General features: G+C 35.4%; 15 protein-coding genes, 1 other RNA gene, 1 pseudogene and 1 riboswitch. Of the genes and pseudogenes, 8 read left to right on the top strand and 9 right to left on the bottom strand.

Annotated features, from left to right (window positions below; translation table 11 throughout):
* Positions 1 to 108: 108 nt before the first annotated feature.
* From V7068_RS12200 to V7068_RS12165, 8 genes and pseudogenes are all read left to right on the top strand, one after another.
* Positions 109 to 675: pseudogene (locus tag V7068_RS12200) on the top strand (protoglobin domain-containing protein); the annotation flags it as partial.
* Between the two features lie 240 nt (positions 676 to 915).
* Positions 916 to 1434, top strand: a complete 519-nt coding sequence (locus V7068_RS12195; protein ID WP_499713019.1) for a methyl-accepting chemotaxis protein — start codon at positions 916 to 918, stop codon at positions 1432 to 1434.
* A 311-nt stretch (positions 1435 to 1745) separates the two neighbouring features.
* A non-coding RNA gene (ssrS, locus tag V7068_RS12190) (6S RNA) lies at positions 1746 to 1934 on the top strand.
* A gap of 147 nt (positions 1935 to 2081) precedes the next feature.
* Entirely contained in the window at positions 2082 to 2717 is a 636-nt protein-coding gene (locus V7068_RS12185) for a GGDEF domain-containing protein (protein WP_499713018.1), read from the top strand.
* A gap of 243 nt (positions 2718 to 2960) precedes the next feature.
* Positions 2961 to 3161, top strand: coding sequence for a cold-shock protein (locus V7068_RS12180; RefSeq protein WP_127760028.1), 201 nt, complete (start codon positions 2961 to 2963; stop codon positions 3159 to 3161).
* A gap of 177 nt (positions 3162 to 3338) precedes the next feature.
* Entirely contained in the window at positions 3339 to 3908 is a 570-nt protein-coding gene (locus V7068_RS12175) for a TetR/AcrR family transcriptional regulator (RefSeq protein ID WP_499713017.1), read from the top strand.
* Between the two features lie 62 nt (positions 3909 to 3970).
* Positions 3971 to 7087, top strand: a complete 3117-nt coding sequence (locus V7068_RS12170) for an MMPL family transporter (protein ID WP_499713016.1) — start codon at positions 3971 to 3973, stop codon at positions 7085 to 7087.
* A gap of 235 nt (positions 7088 to 7322) precedes the next feature.
* Positions 7323 to 7487 carry a hypothetical protein gene (locus tag V7068_RS12165; RefSeq protein WP_499713015.1) on the top strand — a complete coding sequence of 55 codons (165 nt, stop codon included), beginning with the start codon at positions 7323 to 7325 and terminating at the stop codon, positions 7485 to 7487.
* 82 nt (positions 7488 to 7569) lie between these two features.
* On the opposite strand, the gene mscL is transcribed toward V7068_RS12165, so the two are convergent.
* The 9 genes from mscL to V7068_RS12120 form a co-directional block, all read right to left on the bottom strand.
* On the bottom strand, positions 7570 to 7950 hold the full coding sequence (gene mscL, locus V7068_RS12160; protein ID WP_499713014.1) for a large conductance mechanosensitive channel protein MscL: 381 nt from the start codon (positions 7948 to 7950) through the stop codon (positions 7570 to 7572).
* 105 nt (positions 7951 to 8055) lie between these two features.
* A complete protein-coding gene (locus V7068_RS12155) occupies positions 8056 to 9291 on the bottom strand; it encodes an ATP-binding protein (RefSeq protein ID WP_499713013.1) in 1236 nt (411 codons plus the stop codon).
* Between the two features lie 152 nt (positions 9292 to 9443).
* A complete protein-coding gene (locus V7068_RS12150; protein WP_499713012.1) occupies positions 9444 to 10463 on the bottom strand; it encodes a ThiF family adenylyltransferase in 1020 nt (339 codons plus the stop codon).
* Complete coding sequence (locus V7068_RS12145; protein ID WP_499713011.1) at positions 10460 to 11227, bottom strand: thiazole synthase; 768 nt, start codon at positions 11225 to 11227, stop codon at positions 10460 to 10462. The genes V7068_RS12150 and V7068_RS12145 overlap by 4 nt, the downstream gene beginning before the upstream one ends.
* A gap of 5 nt (positions 11228 to 11232) precedes the next feature.
* Positions 11233 to 11439: a sulfur carrier protein ThiS gene (gene thiS / locus V7068_RS12140; protein ID WP_499713010.1), complete on the bottom strand. Its 207-nt coding sequence runs from the start codon at positions 11437 to 11439 to the stop codon at positions 11233 to 11235.
* A gap of 4 nt (positions 11440 to 11443) precedes the next feature.
* Positions 11444 to 12544, bottom strand: coding sequence for a glycine oxidase ThiO (gene thiO / locus V7068_RS12135; protein WP_499713009.1), 1101 nt, complete (start codon positions 12542 to 12544; stop codon positions 11444 to 11446).
* Positions 12528 to 13145 carry a thiazole tautomerase TenI gene (tenI, locus tag V7068_RS12130; RefSeq protein WP_499713008.1) on the bottom strand — a complete coding sequence of 206 codons (618 nt, stop codon included), beginning with the start codon at positions 13143 to 13145 and terminating at the stop codon, positions 12528 to 12530. The genes thiO and tenI overlap by 17 nt, the downstream gene beginning before the upstream one ends.
* A gap of 92 nt (positions 13146 to 13237) precedes the next feature.
* Positions 13238 to 13347, bottom strand: a riboswitch (TPP riboswitch).
* A 73-nt stretch (positions 13348 to 13420) separates the two neighbouring features.
* Positions 13421 to 14680 carry an ATP-binding protein gene (locus tag V7068_RS12125; protein ID WP_499713007.1) on the bottom strand — a complete coding sequence of 420 codons (1260 nt, stop codon included), beginning with the start codon at positions 14678 to 14680 and terminating at the stop codon, positions 13421 to 13423.
* Positions 14681 to 15021: 341 nt separating this feature from the next.
* A partial coding sequence (locus tag V7068_RS12120) for a hypothetical protein (protein WP_499713006.1) occupies positions 15022 to 15229 on the bottom strand: 208 nt, incomplete at its 5' end.

The raw sequence follows: 15229 nt of genomic DNA, 5'->3' as shown, positions 1-15229 counted from the left end.
TTATTAGTCATAAAATACTAGTCCAAAAGTAGTTAAATGCGGATATTCTTAATAATTTTTACATAATTTATACATCATGCACAATAAAAGTACTATAATGAGTTTGGGATGGCAAAGAGAATCGGAGGCACTATGAAAAATTTATGGAAAAGAAATAAACCTACTGTCGATAGAGAATATTTTTTAACATATAAAAATGATGTTCGAATTGATTTACATAAATACTCAAATATATTAACACAAGTTGATATGATTCATTTAACACAAGAAGACTTATGCAGGATTCGTTCTATACAAGATACGGTTAGTGAACATTTAGTAGATTTAGTGAGTCGTTTCTATAAGAATCTTGAAAAAGAGTCTTCGTTAATGCAGATCATTGAAAATAATAGTTCAGTTAGTCGATTACAAAAAACACTTCAAAAACATATAGGCGAGATGTTTTTAGGTGTTCTTGATGATCAGTTTGTGGAACAGCGCTATACTATTGCTCATGTCCATGTTCGAATCGGCTTAGACCCTAAATGGTATATGAGTGCCTTTCAGGATCTGCTGCAGTCTATATTAACGATTATTATGCCAACTTGTCATAGTGTACAGCACTATCATGAAATGGCGTTAAGCATTACGAAAATCATTAATTTAGAGCAGCAAATTGTATTAGAAGCATATGAACTAGAAAATAAGCGTATTCGTCATCAAAACGATAAAGAGAAAGAAGAGCTTCGCGTACAGGTAAACAATAATGTAGAGCGGTTGGCTGCTATTAGTGAAGAAACGAGCGCAACGAGTGTTCAAATTGGTAATAAAGTGTCTGAGATTCATCAAATCACGGAAACAGGTTCAGAGATTGCGATTAAAACGGAAGAAAAGTCGAAAGAAGGTCTTCGACGTTTGAAAGCGCTGGAGGAATTAATGAATCAAGCACAGGATAATATGAAGTATATCGCTGCAGAAATGGAGCAATTAACTTCAACATCTAAGGAAATTGAGCGGATTGTTACAATGGTAACGTCGATTGCTGAACAAACGAACTTACTAGCATTAAACGCAGCGATTGAAGCGGCACGAGCTGGAGAAAATGGAAGAGGTTTTGCCGTTGTCGCAGATGAGGTAAGGAAATTAGCGGAACACACGAAAACTTCTGTATCGGAGGTTTCAAAGCTTGTCGAAGGAATTCGTCGGTATACAAGCACTATGAATACGTCGATTTCTGTTGTAAATGAAGATATTAGAAAAAGCACACAAGAAGGGAAAGAGACGAGTCTCTTTTTTGATCAAATTGTTGAATCAATGAATAATGTTAAAGAACAAAATGTCAATATTGCTTCAGAAATGACAGAATTAAGTAATATTTTTGAAGGAATGAACCGAGCGTTTGAACAGGTTGCTCAGTCTTCTGATGAATTAACACAAATGACGATGGTGCTATAAGAGAAAAATTACTTGTGTTCTCCTTTTCAATATGCTATATTAATAAAGCGATGAGCTAATTTGTGTAAGTCGAAGAATATGCTTTATGCTAAACGTTGGGATGTGGCCCAACGGTTCTCGCCACAAACGCATCAAAGACACCGGCATTTAGTCGGTGTCTTTCTCTTTATTTGGGAGACTTTCTTTGGCCATTCGAATTTCTTCTTTTACTTGTTCTTGTATTTCATTAGGGATATCTTTTGCTGCTTCTTTAAATTCTTTTAGTTAAATTATTACATTGATTTTATTGAAGCTTTTCGGTACAATACTTTTATAAGCTGCGTTGTACGTAATGATAATTAAGTTTTAACCTTTAAGCTGTAATAGGGAGTTTTATATTAAAGCAGGAATGTTAAGCCTAGTCACTGACCTGGACAACAGGAATGTTTTTGCAAACACCCACTTTGAGGAGTGGTGGTTTAAAACTTTCTTACTTGAACTACGGCAATTGCGGCTTTTTAATTGTAATTAATAAACAGTACAGTTCCATGTTGGGGCTGTTTTTTTATATGTAAAGAATCATTTTTCTATTAAAAGGATTAGGGTAGTCTCATAGAAATAAACTAACAAAAATATTACGGAATTATCTGTACTTAAGAGGTATACATATGTTTGCTGTCGGTTTAATAAGTGGTTTAATAATTGGAATTATTGTGACAAGCTTATATCATAAAGAGAAAGTAAGAGCATGTATGCTACAAAGCTCACTTCAAAAGGAATTACTCTATAATACTTCGCATGATTATATGACGAAGATTTACAATCGTGCGTATTTCGAACAGGAAGTTAGTAAATACAACCAAGATGTAGACGTACCCGTTGGCATGATTCTCTGTGACTTAGATGAACTGAAATATATAAATGATCAGATGGGGCATGAGGCAGGAGACGAATTAATTAAGAGTGCTGCCCAGTTTTTAAATCAGTATTCTAATGAACATATTATTGTATCACGAATTGGCGGAGATGAATTTACGATTTTGATGATTAATATAGAGGAAAGTAACGTTATTCAACTTATGAAACAAATCGATTATGAATTAATGAAATATAATTTAGAAGATAATACACTTACTTTAAAAATTTCCAAAGGCTATGCGTATACGGATTCTTCATTAGGTAATATGAGACAGTTACGCATTACTGCTGATAAAGCAATGTATCAAAATAAACGGTTAAGAAAAAGTAACTTGGCTACATTATTTATACGAGATAGAGAAGAGCGAAAAGTTAGCTCGAGATAATTCGGATATCTTTTACAAAATTGATTAATATGCTCACAACCTCTACATAATACTCCATTGTTTTTCCCTCTTTAGGAAGAATATATGCATTGGACGAACAATCCGTTTATTAAACAACAACCGAATCATTTTTGTATCAAAATAACTTTTCGAGTAGTATGTATGAAATGATTTATTTTTGGTCAAACTACAGACGCAAGGCGAAATTGTAGTTTGATTTACATATTTAGGAGGTTGCATTAAATGGAACGCGGTAAAGTAAAATGGTTCAACAGTGAAAAAGGATTTGGCTTCATTGAGCGAGAAGGTGGCGATGATGTATTTGTTCACTTTTCGGCTATTCAAGGTGAAGGTTACAAAACATTAGAAGAAGGCCAAGAGGTTACATTTGAGCTAGAAGAAGGCCAACGTGGACCGCAAGCAACAAACGTAAATAAAGCTTAATATATCTAATGCAGAGAGACTGTTCCAACTTTGGTTCAGTCTCTTTTATTTGCAGTGGAAAACTCCCTCTATATAGAGAAGGGGGGATGATTTAAAAATGAAGCGTTGATTTTCAAATTTCCTTTTCGGTATAATAAAAGGACTGAACGTTCATTCCGTTTTTAGAAGGAGAGATATATGATTACAAACAAACGCGATGATGTATTAGACGCAGCTTTAATTTTATTCGCTGAACGAGGATTCGATGGGACAACGATACCGATGATTGCCGATAAAGCAAAAGTAGGAGCGGGTACAATCTATCGCTATTTTGAAAATAAAGAAGCGCTTTTTAATTGTTTATTTCAATATTGGGTTACTCGATTATCCGAAATAGTCAAGGATAATTTCCCGAACGATCTAACAAATATTCGTTTACATCATCGTCATATATTTTTTCAAATTATTCAATTTGTGAATCATAATGAACATGCCCTGCATTTTATCGATTCTCATTGCAGCGCTCATTACTTAGATGAGAAGAGCCAAAAGCTGTTTGCTGATTTTCTTGAATTTCTTCGATCGATTTTAGAGAGAGGCAAAAAACAAGGGGATATTTGTTCAATGCCTGCTGACGCTTTAATAGCGATTGTATATGGTGCCATTGTTCAATTATTTAAACTAATGCGCATGAATATACTTGAAGAGACACCAGAACTATTAGTTAATATTGAAGAATGTTGTTGGAATGCTATCAAAGCTCATTGACTTGGATAGCGTTGGAATATACGGAATGAATATTCATTCCTAAGGGGGAAAGGAGAGCTGCAATGAAGAAAGTAAAGAATTGGAGGACATTGTCTTTATTTATATGGATTGTACTGACGGTTATAACAGTTCTTACAATGCCTGATATGAATCAATTAGTAAGAGACAAAGGACAATTGACAATTCCTGAAAATGCACAAAGTGAAGTCGCGCAATCGATGATTAAAGAGATGGATGAAAATGGAGATGAAGCCTATCAGGTTATTGCTGTTTTCAATAGTGGAAATGATCATGAATTAACGAAGGAACAAAAAGAACAGATTGAATCAGTTATTAATCAATTGAAAGTTAAGAAAGAACAGTTAGGAATTAAAGATATTGTTTCTCATCTGGATAGTAAAGAAGTTGAAAAACAACTATTTTCTGAAGATCAAACAACCATTCTAACGCAAATATCTGTGGAGAGAGAGACCGGAACGATAAGTGAGGTAACTGATCGCCTTTATAAAGGGATAGAGATAAAAGGGATAAACACTTATCTAACAGGAAGTGAAGTAGTTGGAGAAGACTTTGTTCAATCCTCTCAAGAAGGCATTAAGACAACAGAAAAAATCGCTGTTATTTTTATTTTAGCTGTATTAATTCTTATCTTTAAATCGCCAATTGTTCCAGTCATTTCTCTGTTAACAGTTGGAGTATCTTATATTGTTTCCTTAGGAATTATTGCTCATTTAGTTGACCAGTTTAATTATCCATTTTCCAACTTTACACAAGTGTTTTTGGTGGTGATTTTGTTTGGAATTGGAACCGACTATAATATTTTATTATATACCCGATTTAAAGAAGAACTTAGTAAGCAAGAGGATGTACTTTCTGCGATTAAAGTAACTTATAAATCAGCAGGAAAAACGGTCTTATATAGTGGCATTGCTGTTTTTATTGGCTTTATGGCGCTTATTTTGGCGGAGTTTAAACTCTATCAAGCAAGTTCTCCTGTAGCCATTGGAGTGGCAATTCTGCTTCTAGTTTTAATTACTCTAAATCCATTTTTTATGGCTGTACTTGGAAAAAGAATGTTCTGGCCGATTAAACGGTTTGAGGGACATGCAGATAGTCGTATCTGGGCATTTCTTGCAAGCAAATCGGTGTTACGACCAATCGTATCTATCATAGTAGTAGCGATATTATGTACGCCATTTTTATTAAAGTATAGTAGTATACTTAGTTATAATGACCTTTTAGAAGTGGATGATGCCTATGCATCTAAGCAAGGTATTCAGATTATTGATGACCATTTTCCACCAGGTTTTTCATCACCAACTACTCTAGTTATTCAATCAGATCAGAAGTTAGATAACCAAGAGTCACTACAAATTTTGGATGAATTGTCCAATAAGTTGTTGAAGATTGATGGTGTATCAAATGTCTATACGCCCACACGTCCAGCTGGTGAAAAAATAGAAGATTTATATATTGATAATCAAACAAACACCCTTTATAAGGGAATCGGTGACGCTAATGAAGGAATTGGGAAAATAAGCGAAGGTTTTTCTTCTACTGGAGATCAGCTAGCAAGTAATACGAATGGACAAGACAGTGTACAGCAGTTAATCGATGGCACGAGTGCATTACAAAATGGCGTTTCAGCCATGGGAGAGGCCATGAATCAAGTAACGGCAGGAATGAATGATGGGGCCAAAGGAGCAGAGCAATTGGCAACGGGTCTCGCTTCATTAAAGGAAACAGTCGGGACATTATCAAATGGGACTGCTGAATTAGCTAAAAGCTATAATCAACTGCAAGTAGGATTAAGTGCTGTCGGTAATCAATTTTCTAGTATCGAACAAGCAATAATAGGTGCTAAGGCCGGTTATGAGCAAATTGAAACTTTAATGACAAGTTATATTCAAGCTAACCCAGAAGCAGCCGATGATTCAAATGTACAGAAAACAATTGGGATTGCCAAATCAGGAAAAGAACAATTAGGAAAATTTGCTGAAGAGTTAAGTAAAGTAACACCTCAATATAACGCAGCGATATCTTCCTTTAAAGAGGCAAATACAGCACTGGCACAAGTGAACAAGGGCTTATCACAAATGGAGACGGGAGTAGGTAAGTTACAATCAGGAGCGGTAAGTTTACAAGGTGGTTTACAAGACGGTGCAGAGGGTTCTAGCCAGATTGCCAATAAAACGACAGATTTACAATCAGGCTTACAACAAATTAATGCAGGACAAAAACAACTGCAAACTGGACTAAATGATTTAGAAAAGAAAATGAAAAAACTACAGTCGGGCCTTTCAAAAAGTTCAGAAGGATTGGATGAAGTAAGTAATGGGCTGGACGATGCTAGGGGCTATTTAAGTGGACTTAGTGAGTCAGAGGCATCTGATCAATTGTATATTCCTAAAGGGGTAATGAAAAGTGAGGATTTCCAAAAGGCATTAGATATGTATATGTCTAGTGATCGTCAAACGGTTCGAATGAATATTATTTTAGATGTGAATCCTTATTCAGCGGAAGCGATGTTAGTTGTTAGAAATATTGAAAAACAAGTAGAAGCTTCGTTAAAAGGAAGTGAATTATCAAAAGCGCAAGTAGCGATTGGTGGAAAAACATCGCAAAATGCAGATTTACAGGATATTGCTAGTGGTGATTTTAGTCGCACTGCAACAATTATGTTAATTGGCATAGGGCTTGTTCTTGTTATCATCACCCGCTCATTTTGGCAGCCTATTTTCATTATCGGCTCTTTAATACTAGCGTATAGTACATCTATTGGAATTGCTGAAATGATTTGTACAAAAATTTTAGGTGTGGATTATTTAAGCTGGAATGTTCCATTCTTTAGTTTTATTATGGTCATTGCATTAGGAGTGGATTATAGTATTTTCTTAATGATGCGCTACCGTGAAATAGAAGAAGGTGTATTTCAGGTGACAGCTATTATAGAAGCGGCGCGTCATATTGGCGGAGTTGTTATTTCAGCTGCGATTATTTTGGGAGGAACGTTTGCTGCTCTATATCCTTCAGGAGTTGTTACACTCATCGAAATAGCAACGGCTGTTATTATTGCGTTAATTCTACTAAGTTTTGTCATGCTGCCGATTTTTATACCAGCGTTAATGGCATTGATGGCTAAATTAAACAGCTTTAGTCGTGGTACAAAAGAAATTTAAGAAAAGTAATCCCCTGATTTTATTTCACCATATCAGGGGTGTTTTTTTAATCTTTTCTTTTTTAGTGCTGTTTTCTAATAATTGAATCATTCGTTGAGTCGATGCTTTCTGCATAAAAGCACTAACGATATTAATGAGGTAGGTGTATAAGATAAAGTGAAACTTCTATCAGTGGGAGAGGAGTTAGTTTATGTATCTGTACAGAAATTTACATCCGAATTATCCGGTTTAAAGTATGCCGGAGTTTGTAGATTCACAACAAATCACGCAAAGAATGACTATGCTCGAAAATCAATTAGGCAGGCTTATTCAATTGATTGAACAGAATAATAAATTATTACGAAAGATGGAGCAACAGCAAAATCGTGTTGTAACGTCAGGCGGAGGACGGTTATTGTGAGAATGTACATTCAAGTCCCCTTCAATATCATCGAAGGGGACTTGAATGTATAGATAAGTGCTAGACGTAAGCCTTATCTTCCTTATTTTTGTGCTTTTAATAAATCACGAATTTCCGTTAATAATTCTTCTTCGCGCGTAGGCTTTGCTGGTTCTGCAATCTCTTCTTTATCTTTCTTTCTTTGTAAACGATTGAATACTCGAATGAATATAAAAATAGAAAAGGCCACAATGAAAAAGTCAACAATCGTTTGAATGAAATTTCCGTATTTTACAACAGCATCTCCTAGTGCGAATTGCAAGTTTGCAAAACTGATGCCCCCAAGAAGCAAACCAATCAGTGGCATAATAACATCTTCTACTAGAGATGAGACAATTTTACCGAAGGCGGCTCCAATAATAACCCCGACCGCTAGATCGACAACATTTCCTTTTAAAGCAAATTTTTTAAAATCATTTAACATATATGCCATCCTTTCAAGTTCTGTAGCAATAAGAACTGTTCAATATGTTATAGCATATTTTCATCGGTAAGAAAAGCTAATGACGTTTAAAAATAGAAAACAGTATCAAACAGGAATGGTAATGAGAAAAGTGGTTCCTTGTCCAACTTCACTTTCTACCTCAATTTTTCCTTTCACTTTGTTGATTGTACTGTATACCATAAGCATACCTAGTCCTGTACCTTCTTTTTTCGTAGAATAATAGGGTTTCCCTAAGTGTGCAATTTCTTCACTTGTCATCCCCGTTCCAGTGTCTCTAATTTGGATAAAGATTTTTTTCTTTCGTGCTGAAACATCGATATATAGAGTACCGCCGTCTTTTTTCATTGCTTCGATTCCATTTTTGTACAAATTAATTAAACATTGCTGAATTTGATTTTTATCAAATGTTTTATATAATGAGTTATTAAAATTTACTTGTATAGCAACATGATGCATATTTGCATAGGGCTTCATGATATTTGTTACATATTCTATTTCTTCTTTAAAGTTAGAGTAAACCATATTGTTCGATTGCGGTTTAGCAAAAACTAAAAAATCACTCACGATTTTTTCGGCACGCTCTAATTCAAGTAAGGAATATTCAATGTACTTCTTTTCCGCCATACTTATCGTTTTTGATGTATTCAATAATTGGAGAAAGCCGTTTGTAACAGTCAGTGGATTTCTTATTTCATGAGCTACACTAGCTGATAATTCACTCACGATATTTAACTTCTCTGAATGAATAAACGTTTCTCGCTCTTTCATATTAGCGATAATTTTTTCTATTAAAGTAGTAATAATCATTATTGCAATACTGTAAGTAATGATAGCGTAGAATGTTAATTCCCAAAATTCCTGATTGATTGGCACTTGAAAACTTAAGGTAAGAAGGTACAGGAACATAGTGAAAAAAGCTGTTACTGTTGCATATAAGACCCTATTTTTTGAATGTAGTTGAATGAATTTTCCTGTAAATAAAGGAATTACTATAAAGATAACAGAAGAGAACAAGAACGACTGTATAACACCTTCTCCGCCAATAAAGAATCGATAAATATTAAGTACTACATAAAGTGGGAACACCATTTTGTATCCATTGTAAAGTGCGAGAATGAGAAAAGGGACGAAGCGTAAATCAAAAATAAATCCTACTTCCAATTTAATAGGGTAGGCCATACATAAAAACATGGAAGCAGCTGAAAGTAAAATATAAATGAATTTATGATGCCTAGCCGGTAATGTATTTTCAAAAAAAATAAGAAATGTTAAAACGGGAAGAAGTAAAAAAAGAAAGTTTAAAAGTAAAATTTCAATCAAAGCAAGCTTCCTTTCATAGGGACTTAAATACATGCCATACAATAATATTCGCTTTCTATCATACTATAATTTTATTAAGATAGTATCGATAAATGTAAAAAGGTAAGTACCTATCTTTTATAATAGATACTTACCTCATTATTATAAAGTCTTTATAATGAATAACATTGAATGATTCGATTATATACGACTCGTGCTCTTTTCGAATCATGTGTGCCGTGAATAATCGCACGACCATCTTTAAATATAACGATTCGATAGTCTTCAAATGTGCATGATAGTAAATAAGGGTTGACCGTCACTTGAGTAACAAACGATTGTAAGCTTTCTTTCAAGCGATCTAGTGAGAGCGCAAGGGAGATACCTGGGCGAATTTGCACGGCATCTCGACCACATAAAACATCTGTTTTTGTTTGGTTTTCAAATGATAGATATGGATAGGTCGCTTTCTCACCGCATGTCGGGCAATGTTTATTTTTCATAGTGGCGATTGTAATGTCCGCTTTTTCACTTTTCCAAATATCGATTGATTGAAGGATTGGTACAAGCTCGTGACCAGTGAGTAACTTTAAAGCCTGTGTCACTTGAAACGATGCGATGATTTGAACGATTGGATCAATAACGCCAACTGTATCACACGTCATGCCATCAAGGGGCAAGTGGTTCATTAAACAATGTAAACAGGGAGTCTTACCTGGAATGATAGAAAAAGTTAGACCGTAACTAGCTACACAGGCACCGAATATAAAAGGCACGCCTTGTTTAACAGCGGCATCATTTACAACCATTCTTGTTTCAAAGTTGTCTGTTGCATCAATAATAATTGATTGACCTTGGACAAATGCTTCAATATTAGAGGCATTGATATCGACAATGTGACTGTTAATAGTAATCTCACTGTTTATTTGCTGCAGACGATTTTTGGCTGCCACTGCTTTTGGGAGCTTATTCATCGCATCTGCTTCTGTATAAAGATGTTGTCGGTGTAAATTACTATATTCGACATAATCACGGTCCACAATCGTAATGGTCCCAGCACCTGCTCGTGCAAGCATTTCTGCATTAGCTGATCCTAGTGCACCTGCTCCTATAATGAGTACATGTGCTTGGTGTAATTGTTCCTGTTCGTTATTGCCTAAAAATAATGCTTGTTTTTGATAGCGATTAATCAAGAAGTCACCATCCCCGTTGTAGGGCTGCTTGCTTCACCGAAGTTTTTCTCTGCTATTCTTCCGGCTTCATAGCCAAGGTGTCCGGCTTCAATCGCTAGTTTCATAGCCAGTGCCATCTTGACAGGGTCTTTTGCACCTGAAACAGCTGTATTAAGTAAAACGCCATTTGCTCCTAGCTCCATTGCATACGCAGCGTCTTTTGGAGAACCGATACCGGCATCCACAATGACAGGGACGGAAGACTGTTCAATAATAAATTGAAGATTTAACGGATTGATGAGTCCTTTTCCAGAGCCGATTGGCGATGCGCCAGGCATAATCGCATGAACTCCAAGTTGTTCAAGCCTTTTAGCTAATACAACATCATCAGAGGTATAAGGCAGGACAATAAATCCTTCTGCTAACAGCATTTCGGAAGCCTTTAGTGTTTCAACAGGATCCGGTAATAAAGATTTGTCACAGCCGATTACTTCAACTTTAATCATATCGCATAAACCCGAAGCTTTTGCTAGTTTAGCAATTCTAACAGCTTCTTCAGCTGTTTTGGCACCAGCTGTATTTGGAAGCAGTTTATATTTAGTTAAATCTAATTGTTCAAGAAAGTTTGGTTGAGATTCTTCAAAAATATTCATTCTGCGAACCGCAAACGTTAAAATCTCAGTTCCAGAAACTTCAACGGCTTGCTTCTGAACCTCAAAGGAAGGGAATTTCCCTGTTCCTAGTAAAAGTTTTGATTGAAATGTGTGATGAGCTATTTTTAACATGATTATCATCCTCCTCCTACAAAATGAACAATTTCTACTGTATCTCGATCTGATAATGCTTGTGCTGTGTATTGCTCTTTATAAATAATTTCTTTATTTACTTCTACGACAACAATGCGGTTTTCCAGTTTATATAATTCAAGCAAATCTTGAATACAGTGTATGGTTTCTGGCAGTTCAATAGTTTTTCCGTTTAATTGAATCGACTTCATGATTTCACCTCTTTTGGCGATTGATTCTAAAGGCTTCTATCCAATCTTTTTTTATTTCTTTTTTCATAATAAAATCTCGAATCATTTGTCCTGTGGCAGGAGCGAGCAAAATGCCATTTCGATAATGTCCTGTGGCGAATAAAATGCCTTCATCATCAGGGTGATGACCGATAAATGGCTTTTGATCAAACGTTTGTGGACGAAGCCCTGCCCAAAAGGACTCGATTTTCATATCGATGATGGACGGGAGCATCGTTTTTGCTTTAGCAATGAGCTTCTCGATGCCGCCAAGACTTGCTTGTTCATTCCAATCATTTTCGACCATGCTGGCTCCAAGTACAAGTCTGCCGTTGTTTCGAGGTACAATATAGCAGTGCTCATGAAACAATGTATGCTTTAAAAGCGGCTTTTCACTTGAAACTGATACACATTCGCCTTTGACGGGAGTAAGCGTATTGGTTAAACCAAGCTGATGGAAAAAATTAGAGCTCCATACACCATTTGCGACAACGACATATTTAGCTTGGAAATTTCCTTTGCTCGTTTTAATCGTATAGGAACTGTCTTGTTTTTGAATCGAGAAAACCGATGTATGTTCAAAAACCGATGCCCCCAATACTTGAGCACCCTTTCCAAAAGCTTGACAAACAGAACTAGGTAAGACATTCACATCATCTTCAATAAAAGCGGCTCCGATAATATTTGTTGAGACAGAAGATTCTTCATGTCTTACATTATCTCTGTCATACCATCTGACGGTAGGAAGGGAGAGGGTAGAGCTTAGCTCACTTTTTTCAGCCTCTGAATAAGCGAGCTGAAAAATGCCGCCTTTTCTTAACTCAATATCGATACCACTTAGCTCTTTTAGCTCATCTTGAAGCTGAAAATAGGCTAGTTGACTCTTTCTTGCAAAAGGATAGAAAATCTCAAGGTCATTGCATTCTGAATGAGCACCTAGCATACCAGCTGCTGCACTTGTCGATTTACTAGCTAGTTGCTTTTCCTCAAACACAGCAACATCAATCTGTTCTTTCGCTAAATAGTAGGCAATTGAGCAGCCGATAATTCCACCGCCTATAATAGCTACTTCATAATTTGTTTTCACATGAATTCTCCTTACATAATTTAGAAAAATCTAATGCGGATGCATAGGGATTGGGTGAAGAAAAAATGCCCGACATAACCGCAATACCATCTGTTTTTAGTTGTTGAAGAGCATGTACTAGATTTGGAGTAATTCCACCTATGGCATATACAGGGATGTTTAGTGCTTGTTTCATGTTGCTAATAGTATGTATGCCATTTGGCGTTAGTCCCTTTTTACAATCTGTTTCAAAACAATGTCCATATAACACATAATCCGCTCCATCTGTTTCCGCTTGTTTTGCTTCTTCTACAGAATGAATCGAACGACCAATCCGTAAGTGCGGAAAGTTTTCTCTCACTTTTTGGATAGGGAGACTATGCGATGGAAGATGGATATTTGATATTTGTGTGAGTAACGCGATATCTAAGCGATCATGAATGACGAGTTTTTCTTTGTTTACACCTGCTTGTTCTAACAGCTGAATGAGTGACAGAACTTCATGAGCCGTTTTTGATTTTTCACGAATATGGACATAATCCACCATATTTTGAATAGAAGAAATAATACTTGTTAGCGCGTCAACCGTATGTGAATCATCTGTTACGGCAATCAGTTTCATATTCGTTTACTCCTTTTTACTAGTAGTACACGCAAAAAAACCACTAACCTTAAATAGGAAAGTGGTTTTGTTATTTGTACACAAATAAGCACAAAGAATAACGAACACTTCCCTACGCAGGTGCGAACCTGTTCAGGTTATGAGGGTTTAAAAGTAACTACTTTATTCTCAGCCCTTATCAAGGGATCCCCTAGTGAATTAACTAAATAGTTTTAAAATTTATATTTAAAATATCATAAATCTGGAAGGTGTACAACAAAAATTTAAAAAAAAATTTATTGATAAATAGGAAGCTTGATAGAAAAGCAAGTTCCTAGTCCTTGTTCACTTCCGACTGTAATCTGACCATCCATTTGATTAATAATACTATACGAAACCATCATTCCAAGTCCTGTTCCTTTTTCTTTGGTTGTAAAATAGGGCTCCCCAAGGCGATTGATTTGTTCTTGTGTCATACCTGATCCTTCATCTCGAATATCGATTTGAATCATATCCTGATTGCTGGTTTGGATCACGTGCAATTTTCCGTTAGTCTCCATAGATTCTATGCCGTTTTTTAATATATTAATTAAACATTGTTGAAACTTTTTTCGCTCTCCCTTAACGACATATTGGTCATTTTCTAATAAAGATAGTTTGATTTGTATGCTGTTCATATTAGCTAAAGGAGTAATGATATTGATGACATGCTGAATCTCCTCTGCAACATGGATCTTTTCCTCCTTCTCAAGTGCGGGCTTAGCAAATGTTAAATAATCATTGATTACTTCTGTGGCTCGATCTAATTCTTGTAATGCAATTTCTGTATATTGCTTTCTTTTTTGGTCAGAGGTTTCTTCAGATAGCATTTGGATAAATCCTCTACTTGCGGTGAGGGGATTACGAACTTCATGAGAAATACTAGCTGCTAGATGACTCACTATTTGTAATTTCTCAGCTTTCACTAACTTTTGTAATACTTGAAAATTTGCTTGGATGACTTCCCACAGCAAGTTCGTAAACACCATTGCAATGATTTGAATGGAAATATATTGTGCCCATAGATTTGCTCCTCTGTTTATGTTAAATAGTTGCTCAGATACCAACAGGGAGAGCATTAAGCCGATAAAAGTTAGTGAACTGCTTATTATCACTTTATATTTCACGGAAAATTGCGAAAAATATTTGGATATAAAGAATAGTACAATAGAAAAAGAAAAGAAAGTAATACAGGCTATATAAAAGCCGTTATCGCCATTTAGCCAAAAGCGAATGAATAACATTAAGAATAATAAAGGAATTCCTAATTTATATCCGCCATATAACCAACCTAGGATAAAGGGAACCCAACGAAGATCCCATACATAATAAGGCCCTGTAGCAACAGGGAATATCATGCAAAGAATAAGGGAGACGACAGGAAAAATAGCAAATGTCCTTCTTTTGAAGTTTTCAAATCTATAAGAATATTTGGCAAAATAAATCATTTGTACTAAAAATAAAGGAAGAATAGTAAATAAGAAGTTAATTAACAAATCTTTTGTTATCAAAGACATAGTTGCACCGAACTTTCAATAATTTATAACTTTAAATATTCGCTATTATTAGGTGAAATTCCTTTCGTTATTTTGAAAAAATGGTATAAAAATACACTTTTGTTTTCTGCTCCTGTAAATGATAATGGCTTTAAAGCAGCGGAAATTGGAATTGTACTCGGTATGCCTATCATTGTGTTATCCATCGTGATTTCATTTATCGTGTTTGTCGTAGTTAGTTTTGTTAACGCAAAAATACATAGTGTTGCAAAAAAACTTAGCCATTAATAAGGGTAAATAATAAAAGACTGATCACTAGCATTCTGCGATCAGTCTTTTTCTATATCATAGAATGAGTTGTGTTAGTTAGTTCCAAAAAATGTAATACTATCGAAACTATCAAAATCTTTATACACTAATTCTAATTTTTTACCTGGTGATACTTGATAAGTCAAATATCCACTTAAAGTTTTACCTTTAGCAAGCTCCACAATGGTATCCAATTCATTGTATTTAGCCGAATAAAACTGTAAATCCAAGGCATCGTTGAATTTATCGTTAATATATAGG

The organism is Bacillus sp. JJ634 (genome assembly GCF_036962285.1).
Classification (GTDB): Bacteria; Bacillota; Bacilli; order Bacillales; family DSM-1321; genus Peribacillus; species Peribacillus asahii_A.
Note: the sequence above shows the minus strand (reverse complement) of the source record. Positions and strands in the feature narration are given on the sequence as shown.